Here is a 19,062-nt window from a genome sequence, read left to right as displayed (position 1 = left end):
TCGGGGTCTTGGTCAACATCCTAACGACAAAGCTCTATCCTACCGGAGGTCTATAATGACGTGTTGCAGTCAACGGATAACGTCAATCATCTTTTTTATTATTAGTGCCCTCTCGTCAATAGAGGCGCTAGCAGAAACTCAATACCAAGCTTGCAGTCATACATTGCAGCCTGATTTGACCATTCTGAGTTCTGGGTGGAGTAGAGATCTATCTCAGCAGCGTACCTACACTTTTGGTCAATCTGGATTATCCATAGACGATCTGCGAACCTTGAAAGTTGCCTGGGCTTTTGGTTTTGAAGATGCGGATCAGCCACGTTCCCTTCCGGCGGTTACCGATCAAGCAGTCTTCATTGGAAGTCAGGAGGGGGCGGTATTTGCGCTCGATGCAAATAGCGGTTGCGGCTTTTGGAAATTCCAGACTACCGCATCAATTCGTGCCGCCGTGACTGTAGCGAAGGTCGCACAAGTAAATGGCGGCGAAATTCCGGTGGTATTTGTCGCGAACGACGACGCCACAGTCTATGCGATCGATGCAATAAACGGACGTAAGCTGTGGGAAAAACGTGTTGAAGCGCACAAACAGGCCGTTATCACCGGGTCACCTGTCTATTACGCGGGAATGTCTTTATACCAGTCTCCTCAAAGGAAGTTGGGATTGCAGTCAATCCCTGGGGAGGTTGTTGTACATTTAGAGGGTCGCTTGTTTCTCTGAATGCTGTGTCGGGAAAGGAGAACTGGAGGACCTACACAGTCACAGAACCAGCGACCTTCGTTAAAAGAAATGTATTAGGCGGGAAGCAATATGGTCCTGCCGGCGCCGCAATATGGAGCGCTCCCACTATCGATACAAAACGACGGCTAATCTATGTAGGCACTGGCCAGGATTATTCTCTGCCGATGACTGATCTATCTAACGCAATTCTTGCCATTGATATCGAAACCGGGCGACTCGTCTGGAAGCAGAAATTATGGCCGAAGGACGCCTGGAACGTAGCGTGCCCACTGGGAATTTTTGGAATTAATTGCCCTTCAGCTGAAAACCACGACTTCGATTTTGGCGCGCCTCCGATTATCGTTACTGACGTTGACGGGAAAGACTGGGTATTAGCTGGCGCCAAGTCCGGAATAGCGTACGCTCTGGATCCGGATAATCAAGGTCAACTAGTGTGGAAACGCAAGCTTGGCAAAGGCGGGTTGTTAGGAGGCGTTCACTGGGGGATGGCGGCAGACACTCGAGATCTGTACGTGCCAGTTTCTGATGCGTCCGTCCCTCTTTCAGGTGATGAATCCTCCCACACAAGTAAGCCTGGGCTAAATCGACTCGATCTTAGAACTGGAGAGCTAATTTGGAGTTCTTCTGCCAGCGAGAATTGCAGCGACAAAGAGGCATGCAAAGTCCATTTTTCAGCAGCAATAACAGGTATTCCCGGCGCAATTTTGGCTCCTGGACTAAACGGAATTCTCTATGCTTTTTCGAAGGAAAAAGGAGAGGTAGTTTGGAAATTTGATTCCACTGTAGAAACGGAAACCGTAAATGGGATGACGGCACATGGAGGAGCGATGGATGCTGGCGGCGTCGTTGCTGCAAATGGCATGCTCTTTTTTAATTCCGGTTACGCTGGTCCTGCCAGTGCGTATAGAAAAGGTGGTAACGTGTTTTGGGTTTTGAAAAAGTCTGACCCGATTGAGAAGGGAGCAGTTTCAAGTGCTCCGAAGGAATAGAATGACGATTGGCTGTATTTCGTCAAAGCAATCCAGACAATTCCCCGTCGCATATAATCGGAATGCACATACATTCCACCGAGTACTTGGAGCCCATCTGCATTTTCAATGCGAACTGCTCCGAAAGGGCGAACTGCCGGCGCTTGTTATGCACTACCGAGAACAAGTCCTAGCCCTTTTGTAATTGCAGATTTGGCAGCGCCGCCTGCTGCCTGAATTGCACCAGACTTTATTGAGCCCACAATTTTTTCGCCAAACGAACGTCCATCTGGCTCTAATGATGACGGTAACGTCAAAACTTCCAGCCCTTTAACGATCAAGGGCATATGCCATCATCGTTCCAAGGGGTAAGTACGCAGCACGTAATTCATTATCCAGTTGTGAGCGGCCAATCTGAGAAATTCGTTGATCCACCATTGTTCGTGCTTGTAGCGGATCTACGGGCAAACCATCGCTAAGACGCTGCTCTACCTTGGTCACCGCATCCAGGTTGAGAATTTGTATATCCGGTTGTGCATCGTTTGCATAAATAGAAGTGGCGTTTATGTTGGAAACTGGCCGTTGATTTGAGGTTACGACGATGACAGATTCAGGCCATAGAGCAGCATCTGTCCAGGAAAACGGGGAAATACCAATACAGTATCCGACGAATAAAATTAATTTGATGACAAAGTTCAACGCCACAACCCCGCTTGATTAAACCATGGGTAGTATGATCAAAGATTTGGCGTCGAAACGGCTACGAAAAAGGTTTCACAGCGTGAGGAACGTTTTCAAAAAAGGAAGGCAGGACTGATAGATATCATCTCAACTGAAACAGAAAATTATTTCTGCTTGCTAGGTTGATATTTGTTTAAGCTCAATATACGTAATTCTAAGTAAATATTTAACCAAATCGTATTGTCTTAATATCACATTGAAAACAGACTATTATTCTGTAAATTTAAAGGTTTAAAGCAGTCGAAATTTTAAAAAATCTTAATTTTAGTACCTAAGCTTCGTATAAAATCGAGCTTCAAATATCGAGAGAAATAATAATTTTCTCAAAATTGCGGCCAATCAATTCTTGTTCAATCCTCCGTACATTCAGCTACCTCTTTCAAACCAAGTACGGCCTCAATCGCGTCAACATCATTCTCCGTAAGCAACTCGTAATTGACCTCGTAACCCACTGGGTCAGGTACGCTAATTAAGGCTTCGTGAAAGGCAATTAACAAATTGGGGTTCGTCCCTTGTTTAGCAAGGAGCACACCGGCGGGTATTGCCTCATAATTCAAACTGACAATTGATAGCTTTGATCGAATATATTCGGGAATTCTGCTCATCGACAAAGCAGAGGTAAAGATAGCATCTGTTTGCTTGGTTAATAGCTTGATCAATAATTTACCTTGATCAGCTTCTACGAAGGTGATTGAATCTGCTAGCCGACTCCCCCTCTATTTACGACAAGCCTGTTTGTTCGATGTGAACTGTGGTGCAAGAGAGCAGGAGGTTTGCCAGCTGCGCTGGGAATGGGAAATTCAGCTTGATGATAGGTCTCTGTTTGTTTTACCCAAACAGTTAACCAAGAACAAACAGGATAGAATTTTAGTCCCCAACGATGCAGCACAAACGGTATTAAAAGACGTTCGCGGCCAACATGGCGAGTTTGTTTTCAGCTACCGAGGCAAGCCACTGCGAAACTTGCGATCAAGAGCGTGGAGAAAAGCTTGGGCAGCAAGTCACTTGCCCCAAGATAAAATGATACGCCAAGGCGTGCATAATTTACGGCATACTTATGCCACTCGATTACGCGCCGCCGGTGTGTCGCATGAAGACAGAAAGGATTTATTAGGACACTCAAGTGGCAGTATGACCACGTATTACTCTCAGGCTGAGGTCAGCAATTTAATTGCTTCGTCCAACAAAGCTTGTGCAGATATGGTCAAGCCATTGCTGACATTGGCGAAGGTTAGGGGCACGCAGTATAAGAGCTCCCACAATTCTCCCACAGTCAGTAGTATTGTGGACTTGGTAGAAGTGAAGAAAAGTAGGCTTAAAAACTAAAAAAACCTCGCAGTTCAAGAACATACGAGGTTTAAATTTGGTGGAGCCTAGCGGGATCGAACCGCTGACCTCAACACTGCCAGAGTATCTATTATTATCAAACCCGAATATTAAACCCATATAAATCAGGTAGTTACTCAGCCACCCTGTGTAATTTATCGCCAGTAAATGACAGCAAATGCCAGTTATTGCCAGGAAACCCGCACATTATCCGCACATTTAGGATACAGCAGCCCAACAAGCCAGTGATCAACTCCCTGCAAAAAACTTCGTTGAGACAATCCGTATGACTCCCAGTTTCGGACCTGAATTGGGCTTACTCGTTCTATCAGTGAATAGGTCTGCGACGTCCCCGTGTCATTCTCGGAATTCCAAGACTATTAGCAGTGCTTTCCGCCGACGGAACTGCATCGCCGCCCATGGAAGGGGTCAATTCGATTTGGTATTTGGGATCAAAAACTTGGTTAGTCACAGAAGCATTATTAATCTGTGTAATCTTGTAAGCCCTTATACCGCCACCATCGGCTCGAAGAGCATAGAGAAGGATGTTCCCTGTCCCTGCTCGTCGCAGGGAATAAGGCTCTATAATTCGGCTTCTACGGTTTCCATTATTATCTGTGTAATCAAGGTCAACACATAAATGGTTGCCCGCCGCAAAACGGATAATTTCTAAAGACTGTCCGTTAAGTGCTCTTAATCCCAATTGTCCATAGGACGGACGGTAAACAATGTCGCTTTGAGTTACCGCTGCTAGTTGCGGTCTATCTACAGAGGCCTCACCTGCAAGCCATTCAAAAAATTCTGGCAAAGCATCCCAATACACCTCCAGGGCTGGCAGTGAAGGTAATTGATGCGCCAACATGGGTTCCCAGTTTTGCTCTAAAACATTTCTATAAGCGTCCATGTCTCCAAGCACCGGAGGCTGAATGTTTTTGTAATCGCATTTTTGTGCTAGCACATCTTGTATCACTGCTGAAGCTGGCAGTTGATCATTTCGATAAAGATTAATAACATCATAGAGATCTCTCGGCCTGCCACGCTCACCAAGCGCCCTCACCTTTTCACCAAACACCTCTGGATACGAATAGCTCTCGATATGAATACCCTCTTCCGGACTATCAGAATAAGAATGAATAACCGGTTGCCGTGATGGTGGTAACACCAACACTTCATCAGCCGTCAGATCAAACTTAATTTTGGGGAGGTTGTGCTTACCCTTGGAAAAATGGCTTTTGTAGTAAACGCGCCCCTCGCAAGACAAACGCCCCGAGGGTTTTCATAGACATCAAAAACCAACCGATCAATGGGTATTTCAATACCTGATTCTTCATACAACCATTCTGATATGAGGCCAAATTGTTCTAATAAAAACTCTTGGTTAATTTGGTTTTCGTCCTTAAGGGTAAAATCCAAATCTTCCGAAAAGCGATAGGTTTCAAAATAACATTTTTTTAAACAGGTGCCGCCCTTAAAAACCCATGCCTGAGAAAGCACGTCGTTGGCATTAACGGCGGCCAACAGCCAGCCAAGGACATAATCTTTTTCAACAACATGAGGCGTCAGACCGGTTTCATCTGCAACCGAGACGATTTCATCCTTGGTTATCATTTATTTTCCTCCGGCACCCACAGGCTCCATTTTGTCACTAACCGCTTTTTATTGGCTTGTTTATCAAGATGGGCAAAACCCTTGGTAATTCGCTTATGACACTTTTCTACAAAACCGCTGTTTAAACCATGCTTTTCTGCCAAGTATCCAAGCTTTTTAAACAACGCCCCATTATTAATGATGGAGGCATACTCAAGAAGCGTATCAAGATCACTTTCTTTCGAAAATATTTTTTTGAATTCAAGCAGACAATCTTCCGTATGCTGCAAACCTGCCCCCACATAAGGGTCATCAATAATATCCAGTATCGTCTTATACGGATCAGATATTTGAATTTTACAGCTCTCTCGCCACAATGTTTTTGTGCCAAACAACTGCTTGACAGGAACATGCTTGATAAAAAACTTTACACCCTGATGTGTTGTCTCTCCCTTGGGGCACCGCTTGGGTGTAAAGACACAGACAGACCTGAAAAGCTGCTCAGTCAGCTCCCAGTGCTCAAGCGCACTCCACCCGCCAATATAAGCTGGCTCATAAAGTTCTGGCACAAGCACCCAAGGATCTTCAAGCACCTGTTCCTGGCCAATAGCCGTAGGCTGTATCGGCACGTATAAACCCTGTGCTACTCGCCTCAAGGAACCCTGCTTATGCCAGCCTGCCAATAGTTTGGATGCATGCGACCTATCAAGGCCAAACACAGCCATAGCATCACCAGCACGGATTGTTCCCGATGTTGCCCGCAATAGGGCAGCTAGGCGCTGCTGCTTTATTGATAATCCACCTTCCATATAACTACACCAAACAACAATATATTCTCATTTAATAAGAATATATTGTTTTCTTGTATAGTACTACTATAATCAACATATTATTCTCATTTTCAATGAATAACATGTATTTTAGTAAAGCTAACTCGACCTCTCAAGATAATACTTAACTACCTAATTTTTCAGTATAAAATAAGTTATGGCTCTAAATTTACAGGGTATTAGCCCACTATCTAAGTCAGTTGTTGAGTTTCTGCATGAATTATCTTGCCATGCCAAGGTCGATAGGCTGATTATTTTTGGCTCAAGAGCCTGCAATGACTATGACAAGTACTCGGATATCGATCTCGCGATTGATGCCGAGAGCTTTAATAGAGAAGATTGGATAAGACTAAGAATGACAGCTTACTACGATGTAAGAACAGTACTCCAAATATCAATTGTCAATTTTGTAAGCAACCCTAGCCGATTGCAAAATAGAATATTAGAAGATGGATTAATAATTTATGACGGACAAAAGAAAGTTATTAGATAGTTTAGAAAATTTCCGAAAAGCGTTCGATAAACTTGATGCCGCGCTAAATATACCTCGTGACAGAGAGTTAGTATTAGAGGGCACAATTCAGCGCTTTGAAACCATTGTTGAGCTTGTCTGGAAGACTTTGCAAAGAGCCTTAAAATTTGAAGGCATTCATCCTAAAACTCCAAGAGAAACGATGAAACAAGGTTTTTCTGCTGGCTGGTTAAGCGGGGAAATAGCATGGCAAGAATTATTAGATAACCGCAATTCTTCTTCCCATGAATATTTAGACGAGTCATTCCTTGATAATTACTATGATGACATTGTCGGATTTCATGCGCCTATCAAAGAGTTGCTAGAATTCCTTGAAAACCGTTTTAATGAGCAAGCTTAGCGCGTTAACGCCATGCTAATCTTGCTGAATAATTTTTTTCTGAAGCTCTTTGGCAAAGATCTTTATTTCACCAATCATCTCTAGCAAGTCAGATTGATCTAAATAAATTGGGTTTCCCTCGGTTGTTTTTCCATTTCTGTGTACTATGTCATGGCGGATATTGGTGATTTTTGAAAGTTTCGAGATGTCAATATCGACTCTTTGGCCAAGAATAATCTCAAGCATGCGCTTAACTTTTGGAATGTTATGGTACAGTATTTTGGATAACTCTTTGATCGCAATATTTCTTGGATTAGATTCGTTCTTTGCGAGAAAATCCAATGAATATTTTGCATTCTTCAACTCATCAATTTTTCTAGCGTTTTCAAAATAGGTCAACTTTTCATTTACTAAAGACTTTACAGTATCGCTTAGAAAGACCTCTAATAATGTAACCGCATGAGCATAAGTCATCCTGTAAATGAGGTAAGGCTTATCAATAGAGATGTTTTTCTTAACTAGCCTTTCTAGCTCTTCAAGTTCACCAAAGAAATACCTGTGAATTGCTGATGAATCGTTTTCCTTTAACCACTTTAGATCTTCTTCAAATTCATATTGTTCTCTTAAATGTTCTTGAAGAAAATAATATTCGTCTGCTAATTCTCTGTATTCGTCAGACTCTTCATCTATATTTTCATCACCAAGCCGCTCACGAATCCATTTATCAATCCTTTCATTATCTTGCTCTATCATTAAATCAGACATACCACCCATGATTTTTAGCCTCCCTAATTAAGCAGGTTGCGTTTTGGGGCTAACGTTAAAGCACAGACGCGGCATTATCATCTCCTGCTCCCTTACTTGATACGCCATTACTTGCCAATATACTCTGGTTGTTGAGCCACTCATACATTGGCACTGGATCAGCCTGACCAAATTGCATTAGCCAATCTTGCTTAGTAATAGTGGTCGCTAGAGCCCATATAACTTCATTGTTATCTCTAGATTTATATGCCATCAACCTCGCTTCATCTCTTGCACTTGCAGCCCATTTTTTTGCATGAACGGGTTTATCAATCTCAGATCCGAACAATCCATCTGTGCCTATCGTTGCACCTGATTCTTGAATTAGATCAAGAATCTTGTGTGCAAACTCCAGTCTATTTTGTGATTGTTCTAATCTCTTAATACCTGATAGATCTTTTAGGCTAGAAATTTCATTATTCATTCTATCAAGAGATAGCTTAAATGCATCCAACGTTAATGACATATTCTCGTTTGCTGTCGCTGTCGCTTGCTGAATATCCGACCTGATACCGCTTAGTACTTCGTAATATGAAACTCCACCAAAAATTAAAATACCAATTGTACCGAGAAAAAAAGAGTCTTTAATCGCTTTGTATAACCATATAAATAGTTTCTTCATTACTCATTCCTTGAACTGGCTGTAGGTTTAAAAGCATGATAGCCCGGCCCCTTATATTCACATAATCAGGGCCCTTTAGGGTCAGTGAGGAATTTCTCAAACAGCCGCTAATAGGCAGGCTGTGTAAAATTCCGATTTAACCGCAAGGCTATTCGGTTGGCTTATAAAAAATCTACTGAGGATCTTTCAAACCTCCGTGTTTTTTACTCGCACATATATCAGTAACGGTTAATTAACCGCTGATATGTTTTCGTAATGACTTTTATCTCATTACCCTGACCCTATAATGTGGAGAAGAAAACCTACCACCACTTTCGGCCATTATCATTATAGATCTTGCAACTAGGAACGTATACAGAGCCCCCCTTCTACTCTTTCTTGTAACTGGCAGAGAAGTCACTTGCTAAATTTAGATAATCTCCAACCAACGGGGTCTTATAGCGTTTAGATGATTTATAGTAACCACCCGACAATCATTTTGTCGTGGGCTTTTTTAGCTCCCAACTTCGGACAAGCTGTTTAAATTAGTAATTCGCCATAGACACGGAACTGACTTGACTAGAAGCTCTTTAAGTTTCTTAGGGCTCATCGCTTTATTGGATATTAGCTCACCATGCTTATCGATTTTGCATGCTTGGATAACGGTCTTTGCTAAATCAATACCAATCACATTAGACTTATTCATTGTATGGACTCCTTGGTTTCGTCGACGCCAGCCTACTTAGCTAGGGTGGTGGAGTCCATACATCGCTTACAGTATAAGAGCTCCCACAATTCTCCCACAGTCAGTAGTATTGTGGACTTGGTAGAAGCGAAGAAAAGTAGGCTTAAAAACTAAAAAAACCTCGCAGTTCAAGAACATACGAGGTTTTAAATTTGGTGGAGCCTAGCGGGATCGAACCGCTGACCTCAACACTGCCAGTGTTGCGCTCTCCCAGCTGAGCTAAGGCCCCAAAAGAGGGGCGCATATTAATAACCCCCCTCTTATTGTCAACGCTTTAAAGTGCTGAATAGGCTTTTTCCAACTTTTTAAGCTGTTTTTTGCCTATTTCGCCGCAGGCAGTATTGAGTGCGTGGCGAATTCTTGCGCGACTCATGTCCGGGCCTAGCAGCACCATGGAGTCCATTACCGAGAACGATGCGGTGGTACCCGCGATGGCAATGAACAGTGGCACGAGGAAATCTTTCAGTTTGATATCCATGCTGGTGGCCAATGTTTTCAGCTCTTCGAAAATGGCATCACGATCCCACTGGCGCAATGCTTCCATTCGCCACAAGGTAAACTGCAATACTTGTTTGAGCTGCTCTTCATCCAGTTTTAAGCCGGCGAAGCTATCGCTGTTGAGCGGTAAAGTACCGGAGGCTAAAAAGCTCGCCAGCGGCGCGAAGTCGCTTAAGGTTTCCATTCGCTGCTGTGCATGCGGGAGTACTTGCAACAGATTTTGTCTATTTAATGCCCAGTCAATTAAGCGATCGGCCAGCTGCTCGGTGTTGAAGTCTTCGCGAATCCACAAACCGTTTAACCAACTTAATTTTTCTACATCAAAGATAGGACCACCGAGACTGACGCGCTGGATATCAAACTGCTCCAGCATTTCAGCCAGACTGAATTTTTCTCGCTCATCGGGCATTGACCAGCCCATTCGCCCGAGATAATTCACCAACGCTTCGGGTAAATACCCCATGCGTTGGTAATATAAAATCGAGGTTGGGTTTTTGCGCTTACTTAATTTGGATTTATCCGGGTTACGCAGCAATGGCAGGTGGCAGAGTACTGGCATCTCCCAGCCGAAGTACTCATATAACAACTTATGCTTGGGGGCAGAATTAATCCACTCTTCACCCCTTAGTACATGTGTTATTTCCATCAAGTGGTCATCAACCACATTGGCGAGATGATAAGTGGGCATACCATCGGATTTCAACAGGATCTGCGCATCGACCAGGTTCCAGTCCAGCTCCATTACGCCGCGCAGCATGTCATCGATTTCAACCTTGCCTTCCATCGGCACGTTCATACGGATTACATAAGGCGCATTAGCGGCTTCACGCTTGGCCACTTCGTCCTTTGGCAATTCCAGGTCGTAAGGCTTCAACGCGCGGTTTATGCCCTGCTCTTTCAAGCCGGCGCGCAGTTCATCGAGCTCCTCTGCGGAGCGATAACAACGAAAAGCATGGCCCGTTTCGATCAGCTGCTCGGCATACTGACCATAGATGTGCTTGCGCTCACTTTGCCGATAGGGACCAAAATCACCGCCAACATCAGGGCCTTCATCCCACTCCAGCCCCATCCAGCGCAGCGAATCAAAGATCGCCTGCTCTGAATCAGTGGCGGAACGCGTCTGATCGGTATCCTCAATACGCAGGATAAACTGGCCACCGTGCTTGCGGGCAAAACACAGGTTAAACAAGGCAATATACGCGGTGCCGACATGAGGATCGCCGGTGGGTGAAGGAGCTATTCGGGTGCGAACGGTCATGATTTTCCTATTCTAGTTACCAGCACGATTGTGAAGCGCACGATTATACGGACAGATAGAGAATTTCTCACCCCGGCGGTAATAAATATTTTCTCGCACGCACAACACCTAAGACCGGAACTTAATATTCCACTTTATATCTATAAACCGTCATCATCGTACGCTATAACCAAAACCAGCTAACAACGGTTCAGTGACCGTAGTCACAACTTGATAAGAACTGTTGTAGTATTCATGCTTAGCACTTGAATACTGAATTGATCTTCATATGATGGTATTTCATAAAAGATTGGACTCAGCATTAATAGACATCGCTGAGCGGAAGAAAAGCGTGTTTACACAGGGCGGCAATATGAATTCCAAACAGTTAATACCAACGATACTACTGAGCACTCTTATCACCGCATGCGGCGGTGGTGGTGGAGGCGGTAGTGATTCAGCGGGGGCAGAGACCTCAAGCTCGGCCAGTAATGTAACTTCCAGCAGTAGCTCGCAATCCAATCAAACCGTTACCCCCAGCGACCCGGTTGAGGTCAGCGATGATGTATCACCGACTGTTTACACCTCGGTTAAAGGCATGGCAGTTAAAGGCCCGCTCGCAAACGCCATTGCTACTATCTATAAGATTGATACCAGCGCCAGTAATTTTAAAGGCCAATTGGTTGCCGAAGGGGTCACCGATACCGACGCACAGCTGATGCTCGACGTTGATACTGCCCTGATCACCGATGCGCTGTTTATTCTTGAATACACACTGGGTGAAGAGCTGACCGGCTCCCAGCCAGTGATACCCACCCTACGCACGGTTATAAGCTCGCAGCAATTATTAGCGGGCACGGCGGTATTTGCTACGCCACTCACCACCTTGGTAGTGGATAATGCGATCAAAACGCTACGTGCCAGCGCTTCGCCAAACAGCATCTCAATTAATGATTTTAGCACCGCCATTACCGCTGCAACACAGCGCACCAAGAGCTCTTTCGGCCTTGGGCTACTAGATGAGAATACCGATCTATTTACCAGCTCACCGGTCTTATCCGCCGACACAGATCAAGCAAGATCACTGGCCTACCGCACCACCATCGAGGTTTTCGCAGCACTGGCCGATAAGGTAAAACAGGAAGCTGTCGCTGACGGCGCCGAGATCGACCCGGAAATGCTAGTGGCTATTTTTGCCGAGGATATGCTGGATGGATCGCTGGATGGGGAAAACGATGGCCGACCTATCACTGAATTGAAATCCGTCAATAAACAGAAGATGCAACAAATTCTCAGCTCCAGCCCAGCGTCGCTGAAGATTCCAGGCACCGACACACCTATTTCTGATTTGGATACTGTTATTGCCGAAGAAGCTGAACAAATTGCTCCAACTGTAACGCCCCAAGCACTGGTAAAACCGGCGCCAACCGAAGTCGTTATTACCATTGTCGAGACCACACCGACGCCGGTGCCAACACCAGAACCGACTCCGACTCCAGAACCAACGCCTGAGCCGACTCCGACTCCGACTCCAGAGCCTACGCCTGAGCCGACTCCGGTACCTACACCAACGCCGACTCCAGTGCCAACGCCTGAACCAACACCTGAGCCGACTCCCGAGCCAACGCCCGAGCCAACGCCCGAGCCAACGCCTGAACCAACACCTGAGCCGACTCCAGAACCAGCGCCTGAGCCAACGCCTGAGCCAACGCCTGAGCCAACGCCTGAGCCAACGCCTGAGCCATTTAGTGTCACTGTAACATTATCATGGGCAATTCCAACCACGCGGGAAAATGGTGATCCACTCACCATCGCTGAACTGGGCGGTTATGAAATTATTACTTCCTTGACGGCTCGTCGTCAGATGACGGTGAAGTTGTAAGCATTAATAACGGCAGCACCAACAGCCACGCCATCACTTTGACCGAGGCAGGGACTTATAACTTTGCTATCGCGACCATTGATAGTGACGGCATGAAAAGCAGCATATCGACGCCGGTAAGCTTCACCGTCAGTGAATAACGTCACTTATCCCAACGGATATTAATCCCGGGCTGGCCAGGCAACGCCTGCCAGCCCTGACATATCCACAAATCTGCAACAGCAATAAGCTCATCGCCGCTATAAAGTAACGGCACGCGATCACGCCACCACGGTTCCAGACCAACCTCCTGAAACAGTTTCTTTAGGCTTTGGGAACCGCTGCGACCAACCGGCTGGCAACGCTCCCCGCCTTGCCGAAAACGCACGTTGACTGACTCACTCTGCTGCAAACGCGCGACCCCAAGGCCACTGCCGACTATCGGCTCAGCCTGCAATTGCTGACCATTCAGCACTAGCCCCCCACTAAATCCCAGTCTGCAACCAGTGTTTTATCAATCGCAGCCAGCGGCGGCATTGCATAGAGACAGTGATTGAAGCGCCGTACCTGAACCTCATTCCCCCACGCTACGACTGGCTCGGCATCTGGCTGCGCATTGATCACATCGGTAATGACCGCCTGCAGTTGCGCCGCACTGGGTAAAGCAAAACCGCCAACCTGCAACCAATAGCGCAGCAGGTTTTTTTTGCGGCTATCACTAAGCGCATGCAACCCGGCTAAAGGCAGTACGGAATCGGCTCCGACAGCCCCTGAGTCGAGCCCACCCTTCTCGCCTAAACCCAAACCTACTAAATCCAGTTGCGCCAACTCAGTATTGAGTAATGCCGCCTCTTCATTCAATGCTGCGGTACGGGATAAGGTTTGCCGATATTCCGGCCAGCGCTCAGCAATAATGGGTAATAGCTGCAAACGTAAAAAGTTACGATCAAAGTCACTCAGCTGATTGCTCGGGTCTTCAATCCACTGCAGTTGATGCGCATTAGCGTAAGATTCAATAACCGACCTTGGGATGGTTAATAGTGGTCGCAATAAAAGCCCATTCCCCAGCACTCTACCCTGAGGCATCGCCGAGCCGCCACGCACACCACTGCCACGCAATAACCGCAGTAGCAACGTTTCTACCTGATCATCGAGATGATGACCCATCATTAATACATCACCCGGTTGAAGCAATGATTCAAATACTTGATAGCGAGCGTCACGGGCCTGCTCTTCCAGACTGCCCTTTGGCTGTGAATCGATATCAATAGCTACAGTATGTAATGGAATGTTGAGCTGGTCGGCTTGCTGCTGACAATGCCCAGCCCAGTGATTGGCGTCCGCTTGCAGCTGATGATTGATATGCACCGCTTCAATCACCGGGTGATTGGGCACATGTGTTAAAAGCTGGAGTAATACATGGGAATCGACACCGCCGCTATAAGCTACCAGCCAGCGGGGCGCGTCGAGATAGGGCACGAGTGTAGCGGTGAGAGTCTCAGTGGTCAGCGCCATGATAGTTCACCGCTAATAGGTCACGGCTTATTGGTTGCCGTAGGACATCAAACGCTGATAGCGCTTATCCAATAGTTCCTGCTCGGAAAGCTGGCTTAACTCACCCAGTTTTTCAATCAAATGGCTCTTGATGCGGCTTGCCATCAAATCCATATTGCGGTGCGCACCACCTAGCGGCTCAGGAATGGTGGCATCAACAATACCCAGACCTTCCAAAACGGTAGACGTTAAGCCCATCGCCTCAGCGGCATCCGGAGCTTTTTCCGACGTTTTCCAAATAATATTGGCACAGCCTTCTGGCGAGATCACAAAATAGGTGGAGTACTGTAACATCGCCAAATGGTCGCCGACACCGATACCCAATGCACCGCCTGAACTCCCCTCACCGATTACCACACACACAATAGGTGTTTTTAAGCGTGACATTACTGCTAAATTCTGAGCAATGGCCTCACTGATACCACGTTCTTCGGAATCGATGCCCGGATAAGCCCCAGGGGTATCAATCAAGGTAATAATAGGCAACTGGAAGCGCTCTGCCATTTCCATCAAGCGCTTGGCTTTACGGTAACCCTCAGGTTTGGGCATACCAAAATTGCGCTTTACTTTTTCCTGCACACCACGGCCTTTCTCTTGACCGATCACCATCACCGCTTCGCCATCTAACCGGGCTAATCCACCGACAATAGCGCGATCATCAGCAAAAGCGCGATCGCCATGCAGCTCTTCAAAATCAGTAAACACCCGGTTGATGTAATCAAGGGTATAGGGGCGCATAGGATGACGGGCTACTTTAACCGTTTCCCACGGGCTTAAGTTGGAATAGATTTTTTCGGTGAGTTTGGTGCTTTTTTCACGCAGCTTGTTAATCTCTTCACTAATATTGAGATCATTGTCAGAGCCAACTAATTGCAGCTCTTCAATTTTAACTTCCAGTTCCGCGATAGGTTGTTCAAAGTCGAGATAATTGGGGTTCATAATCGGCAAAATAATCCACTGTCGATAGTTTGCTGGTAGCCAGCTTGGATAAATTTAATTTGCGCAACAATACGCGATTCTGTGCGGCGAGTCTATTACCATGTTGTAAACGCCCTGCAGGCAACTGCCTGTTTTGCGGTGGAGCTAATAATTAAAATGCCACTCAACAGCACTGCTCAGTCGCCAAAATTGAGCCGGACATTACCCTCACCAAAACGATCCTTCAAGCGCTGAATCAACTCATCACTGGGTTGTACCAGCCAGTCCCGCCCCAACTTTATCCGACCTTTTGCGCCGGGCCGTTGATAATCGACAACGATGGGGCAACTGCCATTCAAACTGGGCTCCAACAATTGCCGAAACTGCTGACTAAAGGCATCACTGCTACCATTAAAGTCAGCTGTTCTTAAACTCAACTCCAGTGACTTCACGCTGGACTGTCTGGCATCGAGCAAAGTTCTGACTGACTTGCCACGTACTTTTAACTGCCCGGAATAATCATCAAAGGTGACTTGCCCCTCTATTACTAAAATAGAATCCTTGCTGATTTTTTCTCTGGCCTCGTTAAATACGTCAGCAAACAAACTGACTTCAATTCGCGCAGAGCGATCATCCAGGGTAACAAATGCCATCATATCGCCGCGCTTGTTTTTCATGGTGCGCAAAGCAACCACTAAACCCGCCATGGTCTGACTATTGTAATCCGCTTTTAAATCAACGATGCGATTGCGCACAAACTGTCGCAACTCTTTTTCATATTCATCAATTGGGTGACCAGTGACATAAAGACCTAAGGTCTCTTTTTCTCCACCCAGTTTTTCCTTCGCTGTTTGCGGCCTGACGTTTCGATACTCGGTATATACATCGCCCTCACCCGCGGTCGGCACTACATCGCCAAATAAATCCATCATCCCGGCATCGCGATTGCCCGCACTTTGCTCTGCTGCTTTGGCTGCTTCAGGCATCGCTGCTAAAAGAATTGCTCTATCCACACCCAGGGTATCAAAAGAACCTGAGCGAATCAGCGCTTCGGTAGCACGCTTATTTACTTTGCGAGGATCTGTGCGTTCACAAAAATCAAACAGATTGTTAAACGGGCCGCCACTGTTGCGCGCAGCAATAATATTTTCAATCGGACCTTCACCCAGACCTTTAATGGCGCCCAATCCATAAACAATAGCGCCGTCTTTGTTAACAGTGAACATATATTCACCTTCATTAACATCGGGCAAGCGATAGTCTAACTTCATCGCTCGACATTCTTCGATGAAGATAACAATTTTATCGGTATTCTGAAGTTCCGAGCTCATGGTCGCTGCCATAAACTCAGCAGGGAAATGCGTTTTTAACCATGCTGTTTGATACGACACCAGCGCATAGGCTGCAGAGTGCGATTTATTAAAACCATAACCGGCGAACTTTTCTACCAGATCAAAAATTTTGATCGCCAGTTCACCATCCACACCTTTTGAAATCGCGCCTTCTTCAAACGTCGAACGCTGCTTAGCCATCTCTTCGGGCTTTTTCTTACCCATTGCCCGACGCAACATATCAGCGCCACCAAGACTATAGCCCGCCAATTCCTGAGCGATTTGCATAACCTGTTCTTGATACACAATAACGCCGTAAGTTGGCTCCAATATCGGCTTTAACCATTCGTGTTGATACTGGGCATCAGGGTACGCTACCTGTGCACGACCATGCTTACGATTTACAAAGTCGTCCACCATCCCTGAGTCCAAAGGACCGGGACGGAATAATGCGACCAGTGCGATCATATCTTCGAGATTGTCTGGCTGTAATCGCTTGATCAAGTCCTTCATGCCGCGCGACTCCAACTGGAATACGGCGGTGGTTTCTGCGCGCTTTAATAACTGATACGTCGCCGCATCGTCTAAAGGAATGCGTTCAATTTCTAGATTGACCAAACTGCCATCAGCGCGCGGGCGGTTGATCATTTTTACCGCCCAATCGATGATGGTCAGCGTGCGCAGGCCGAGAAAATCGAACTTAACCAAGCCCGCTTCTTCGACATCGTTTTTATCAAACTGGGTGACCAAACCACTACCGCTTTCATCGCAATACAGCGGCGCAAAATCGGTGAGTTTGGAGGGCGCGATCACTACACCCCCGCATGCTTACCAACATTACGGGTAATGCCTTCGAGCTGCACAGCCATATCCCAAATTTCTTGCGCCTGCTCATCGTCGCGCAAAAAATCACGCAATGGCTCTTCGGCCTCAATGGCCTTGGTTAGTGTCATACCCACTTCGAAGGGAATCATTTTTGACAATTTATCGGCCAGTCCGTAGGACTTGCCCTGCGCTCTGGCCACATCGCGCACTACCGCTTTAGCCGCCATGGTGCCGAAGGTAATAATCTGGCTAACCGCTTCCCGGCCGTAATTATCGGCTACATAGGCAATCACTTTGTCGCGATTATCCATACAAAAATCAACATCAAAATCCGGCATCGAAACCCGCTCAGGATTCAGAAAGCGTTCAAATAACAGGTCGTATTCCAATGGATCCAGATCGGTAATTTTTTGCGCATAGGCCACCAGTGAACCGGCACCCGAACCCCGCCCGGGACCTACCGGTATGCCGTGATCTTTGGCCCACTGAATAAAGTCCATCACGATTAGAAAATATCCGGGGAAGCCCATCTCCAGAATAATATCCAGTTCAAAATCCAAACGCTTTCGATACTCGGGCTGATGCTCAGCAGCTTTTTCACCAAAACTGAAATCCAGACGATCCTGCAAACCCTCGATAGAAATTTTGCGGAAAAATATACCCGTTCTTAATTCCTTGGCATATTCGGGAGTCTCTTCTTTACCCTCCCAATTCACTTTCAGTGATTTAACCGTTTGTTGTTTTAAGCCTTCCAGTGGTTCATGCTGAAAGAACGGATCGTTTTCAAAATCATCAGGTATAGGGTATTCCGGTAAATAATAAGTTCCCAATTTGATTTCAACATTACAGCGCTTGGCAATTTCAACCGTATTCTCCAAGGCTTCGGGAATATCACTAAACAACTCCGCCATTTCTTCCGGCGAACGCAAGTATTGTTGTTCGCTGTATAGATGCGAGCGGCGCGGGTCATCTAATGCGCGGCCATCATGCACACACACGCGTGTTTCATGGGCTTCAAAATCATCGGCATTTAAGAAACAGACTTCATTGGTAGCCACTACAGGACAATCATTTGCCGCCGCTAGAGCAACAGCCGCGTGCAGATAATCTTCTTCATGCGCTCGCCCCGTGCGCTGTAATTCCAAATAAAAACGATCCGGGAACCAGGCCATCATCTCACTCAGTCGCTGCTGGGCGACATCCGCTTTGGAGGATAACAGGGCCTGCCCTATTTCGCCGTCGCGGCCACCCGATAATGCAATCACGCCGTCTGCGTAAGAAGCCAACCATGAGCGTTTAATATATGGCTCACCCAAGTACTGCCCATCCTGATAGGCTTTGGAAATCAACTCAGTTAAATTACGATAACCGCGATCATTTTGCGCTAACAAACACAGCTTACTGATATGGGTTTCGTCCAGGTCATCCATCACCTTGATGTCGCTACCAAAAATAGGTTTGATACCCGCACCAGTGGCCGCTTTATAAAATTTAATCAGCGCATAAAAATTGGTGAAATCCGTTAAGGCTACCGCCGGCATCCCCTGAGCTGCGACTTGCTTAACCAAGGGTTTTATCCGCACCAAACCATCCACCAGCGAAAATTCACTGTGTAGACGAAGATGTACAAAAGAAGCAGTCATAGAATA

At 46.3% G+C, this 19,062-nt stretch carries 18 protein-coding genes, 1 tRNA gene and 1 pseudogene; 6 read left to right on the top strand and 14 right to left on the bottom strand.

The window, feature by feature from the left end; translation table 11 throughout:
- The first annotated feature begins 175 nt into the window (after window positions 1-175).
- Both UNITIG_RS00655 and UNITIG_RS00650 read left to right on the top strand, forming a co-directional pair.
- Entirely contained in the window at window positions 176-715 is a 540-nt protein-coding gene (locus tag UNITIG_RS00655; RefSeq protein WP_159931001.1) for a PQQ-binding-like beta-propeller repeat protein, read from the top strand.
- 185 nt (window positions 716-900) lie between these two features.
- On the top strand, window positions 901-1,725 hold the full coding sequence (locus tag UNITIG_RS00650) for a PQQ-binding-like beta-propeller repeat protein (RefSeq protein WP_145999040.1): 825 nt from the start codon (window positions 901-903) through the stop codon (window positions 1,723-1,725).
- A gap of 309 nt (window positions 1,726-2,034) precedes the next feature.
- Here the strand turns inward: UNITIG_RS00650 and UNITIG_RS00640 are convergent, their stop codons facing one another.
- Together UNITIG_RS00640 and UNITIG_RS00635 are read right to left on the bottom strand one after the other, a co-directional pair.
- Complete coding sequence (locus tag UNITIG_RS00640; RefSeq protein ID WP_101756632.1) at window positions 2,035-2,409, bottom strand: DUF1525 domain-containing protein; 375 nt, start codon at window positions 2,407-2,409, stop codon at window positions 2,035-2,037.
- A 386-nt stretch (window positions 2,410-2,795) separates the two neighbouring features.
- A complete protein-coding gene (locus tag UNITIG_RS00635; protein WP_101756631.1) occupies window positions 2,796-3,104 on the bottom strand; it encodes a hypothetical protein in 309 nt (102 codons plus the stop codon).
- A gap of 28 nt (window positions 3,105-3,132) precedes the next feature.
- On the opposite strand from UNITIG_RS00635, the gene UNITIG_RS00630 reads away from it, so the two are divergent.
- On the top strand, window positions 3,133-3,771 hold the full coding sequence (locus UNITIG_RS00630; RefSeq protein WP_101756630.1) for a site-specific integrase: 639 nt from the start codon (window positions 3,133-3,135) through the stop codon (window positions 3,769-3,771).
- Between the two features lie 328 nt (window positions 3,772-4,099).
- On the opposite strand, the gene UNITIG_RS00625 is transcribed toward UNITIG_RS00630, so the two are convergent.
- The 3 genes from UNITIG_RS00625 to UNITIG_RS00615 are packed head-to-tail and all read right to left on the bottom strand — an operon-like array spanning window position 4,100 to window position 6,167.
- The gene (locus UNITIG_RS00625; RefSeq protein ID WP_101757139.1) at window positions 4,100-5,032 is read right to left on the bottom strand and encodes a nucleotidyl transferase AbiEii/AbiGii toxin family protein; all 933 of its coding nucleotides are present in this window, start codon (window positions 5,030-5,032) and stop codon (window positions 4,100-4,102) included.
- Window positions 4,951-5,379 (bottom strand): nucleotidyl transferase AbiEii/AbiGii toxin family protein, encoded by a 429-nt coding sequence (locus tag UNITIG_RS24815; RefSeq protein WP_101756629.1) that lies wholly within the window; start codon window positions 5,377-5,379, stop codon window positions 4,951-4,953. Before UNITIG_RS24815 ends, UNITIG_RS00625 begins: the two co-directional genes overlap by 82 nt.
- Window positions 5,376-6,167, bottom strand: a complete 792-nt coding sequence (locus tag UNITIG_RS00615) for a type IV toxin-antitoxin system AbiEi family antitoxin domain-containing protein (RefSeq protein WP_101756628.1) — start codon at window positions 6,165-6,167, stop codon at window positions 5,376-5,378. The genes UNITIG_RS24815 and UNITIG_RS00615 overlap by 4 nt, the downstream gene beginning before the upstream one ends.
- 178 nt (window positions 6,168-6,345) lie before the next feature.
- Here UNITIG_RS00615 and UNITIG_RS25375 point away from each other — a divergent pair, with 178 nt between their 5' ends.
- Both UNITIG_RS25375 and UNITIG_RS00605 read left to right on the top strand, forming a co-directional pair.
- Complete coding sequence (locus UNITIG_RS25375) at window positions 6,346-6,681, top strand: nucleotidyltransferase family protein (RefSeq protein ID WP_101756627.1); 336 nt, start codon at window positions 6,346-6,348, stop codon at window positions 6,679-6,681.
- Window positions 6,653-7,060: an HI0074 family nucleotidyltransferase substrate-binding subunit gene (locus UNITIG_RS00605; protein WP_101756626.1), complete on the top strand. Its 408-nt coding sequence runs from the start codon at window positions 6,653-6,655 to the stop codon at window positions 7,058-7,060. Before UNITIG_RS25375 ends, UNITIG_RS00605 begins: the two co-directional genes overlap by 29 nt.
- Before the next feature lie 15 nt (window positions 7,061-7,075).
- On the opposite strand, the gene UNITIG_RS00600 is transcribed toward UNITIG_RS00605, so the two are convergent.
- The 4 genes from UNITIG_RS00600 to gltX form a co-directional block, all read right to left on the bottom strand.
- A complete protein-coding gene (locus tag UNITIG_RS00600) occupies window positions 7,076-7,813 on the bottom strand; it encodes a HEPN domain-containing protein (RefSeq protein ID WP_101756625.1) in 738 nt (245 codons plus the stop codon).
- A gap of 46 nt (window positions 7,814-7,859) precedes the next feature.
- Complete coding sequence (locus UNITIG_RS00595) at window positions 7,860-8,465, bottom strand: hypothetical protein (protein ID WP_101756624.1); 606 nt, start codon at window positions 8,463-8,465, stop codon at window positions 7,860-7,862.
- A gap of 877 nt (window positions 8,466-9,342) precedes the next feature.
- A tRNA-Ala gene (locus UNITIG_RS00585) sits at window positions 9,343-9,418 on the bottom strand.
- A gap of 45 nt (window positions 9,419-9,463) precedes the next feature.
- Window positions 9,464-10,945, bottom strand: coding sequence for a glutamate--tRNA ligase (gene gltX / locus UNITIG_RS00580; protein WP_101756622.1), 1,482 nt, complete (start codon window positions 10,943-10,945; stop codon window positions 9,464-9,466).
- A gap of 352 nt (window positions 10,946-11,297) precedes the next feature.
- Between gltX and UNITIG_RS23225 the strand changes: the two genes are divergently transcribed.
- Entirely contained in the window at window positions 11,298-12,806 is a 1,509-nt protein-coding gene (locus UNITIG_RS23225; protein ID WP_200821127.1) for a hypothetical protein, read from the top strand.
- Here UNITIG_RS23225 and UNITIG_RS22995 read toward each other — a convergent pair.
- From UNITIG_RS22995 to dnaE, 5 genes and pseudogenes are all read right to left on the bottom strand, one after another.
- Window positions 12,785-12,952: a hypothetical protein gene (locus UNITIG_RS22995; protein ID WP_159930999.1), complete on the bottom strand. Its 168-nt coding sequence runs from the start codon at window positions 12,950-12,952 to the stop codon at window positions 12,785-12,787. The genes UNITIG_RS23225 and UNITIG_RS22995 overlap by 22 nt on opposite strands.
- Window positions 12,949-13,260, bottom strand: a complete 312-nt coding sequence (tilS, locus tag UNITIG_RS00570) for a tRNA lysidine(34) synthetase TilS (protein WP_235015188.1) — start codon at window positions 13,258-13,260, stop codon at window positions 12,949-12,951. The genes UNITIG_RS22995 and tilS (UNITIG_RS00570) overlap by 4 nt, the downstream gene beginning before the upstream one ends.
- Window positions 13,260-14,300, bottom strand: a complete 1,041-nt coding sequence (tilS, locus tag UNITIG_RS00565) for a tRNA lysidine(34) synthetase TilS (RefSeq protein ID WP_101756620.1) — start codon at window positions 14,298-14,300, stop codon at window positions 13,260-13,262. Before tilS (UNITIG_RS00565) ends, tilS (UNITIG_RS00570) begins: the two co-directional genes overlap by 1 nt.
- 27 nt (window positions 14,301-14,327) lie before the next feature.
- Window positions 14,328-15,278, bottom strand: coding sequence for an acetyl-CoA carboxylase carboxyltransferase subunit alpha (locus UNITIG_RS00560; RefSeq protein ID WP_101756619.1), 951 nt, complete (start codon window positions 15,276-15,278; stop codon window positions 14,328-14,330).
- 176 nt (window positions 15,279-15,454) lie between these two features.
- Window positions 15,455-19,056, bottom strand: a pseudogene (dnaE, locus tag UNITIG_RS00555) (DNA polymerase III subunit alpha).
- Between the last annotated feature and the right edge of the window lie 6 nt (window positions 19,057-19,062).

The sequence above is a fragment of the Oceanicoccus sp. KOV_DT_Chl genome (genome assembly GCF_900120175.1).
Lineage (GTDB): Bacteria > Pseudomonadota > Gammaproteobacteria > Pseudomonadales > Dasaniaceae > Oceanicoccus.
This window is presented reverse-complemented; position numbering and strand designations above follow the sequence as displayed.

Excerpts from the sequence above, each read along its gene's own strand:
- UNITIG_RS24815 (WP_101756629.1), bottom strand. The coding sequence starts at position 5,379 with ATGATAACCAAGGATGAAATCGTCTCGGTTGCAGATGAAACCGGTCTG.
- UNITIG_RS00615 (WP_101756628.1), bottom strand. The coding sequence starts at position 6,167 with ATGGAAGGTGGATTATCAATAAAGCAGCAGCGCCTAGCTGCCCTATTG.
- UNITIG_RS25375 (WP_101756627.1), top strand. The coding sequence starts at position 6,346 with ATGGCTCTAAATTTACAGGGTATTAGCCCACTATCTAAGTCAGTTGTT.
- tilS (WP_101756620.1), bottom strand. The coding sequence starts at position 14,300 with ATGGCGCTGACCACTGAGACTCTCACCGCTACACTCGTGCCCTATCTC.
- UNITIG_RS00560 (WP_101756619.1), bottom strand. The coding sequence starts at position 15,278 with ATGAACCCCAATTATCTCGACTTTGAACAACCTATCGCGGAACTGGAA.
- UNITIG_RS00605 (WP_101756626.1), top strand. The coding sequence starts at position 6,653 with ATGACGGACAAAAGAAAGTTATTAGATAGTTTAGAAAATTTCCGAAAA.
- UNITIG_RS23225 (WP_200821127.1), top strand. The coding sequence starts at position 11,298 with ATGAATTCCAAACAGTTAATACCAACGATACTACTGAGCACTCTTATC.
- gltX (WP_101756622.1), bottom strand. The coding sequence starts at position 10,945 with ATGACCGTTCGCACCCGAATAGCTCCTTCACCCACCGGCGATCCTCAT.
- UNITIG_RS00600 (WP_101756625.1), bottom strand. The coding sequence starts at position 7,813 with ATGGGTGGTATGTCTGATTTAATGATAGAGCAAGATAATGAAAGGATT.
- UNITIG_RS00595 (WP_101756624.1), bottom strand. The coding sequence starts at position 8,465 with ATGAAGAAACTATTTATATGGTTATACAAAGCGATTAAAGACTCTTTT.
- UNITIG_RS00650 (WP_145999040.1), top strand. The coding sequence starts at position 901 with ATGACTGATCTATCTAACGCAATTCTTGCCATTGATATCGAAACCGGG.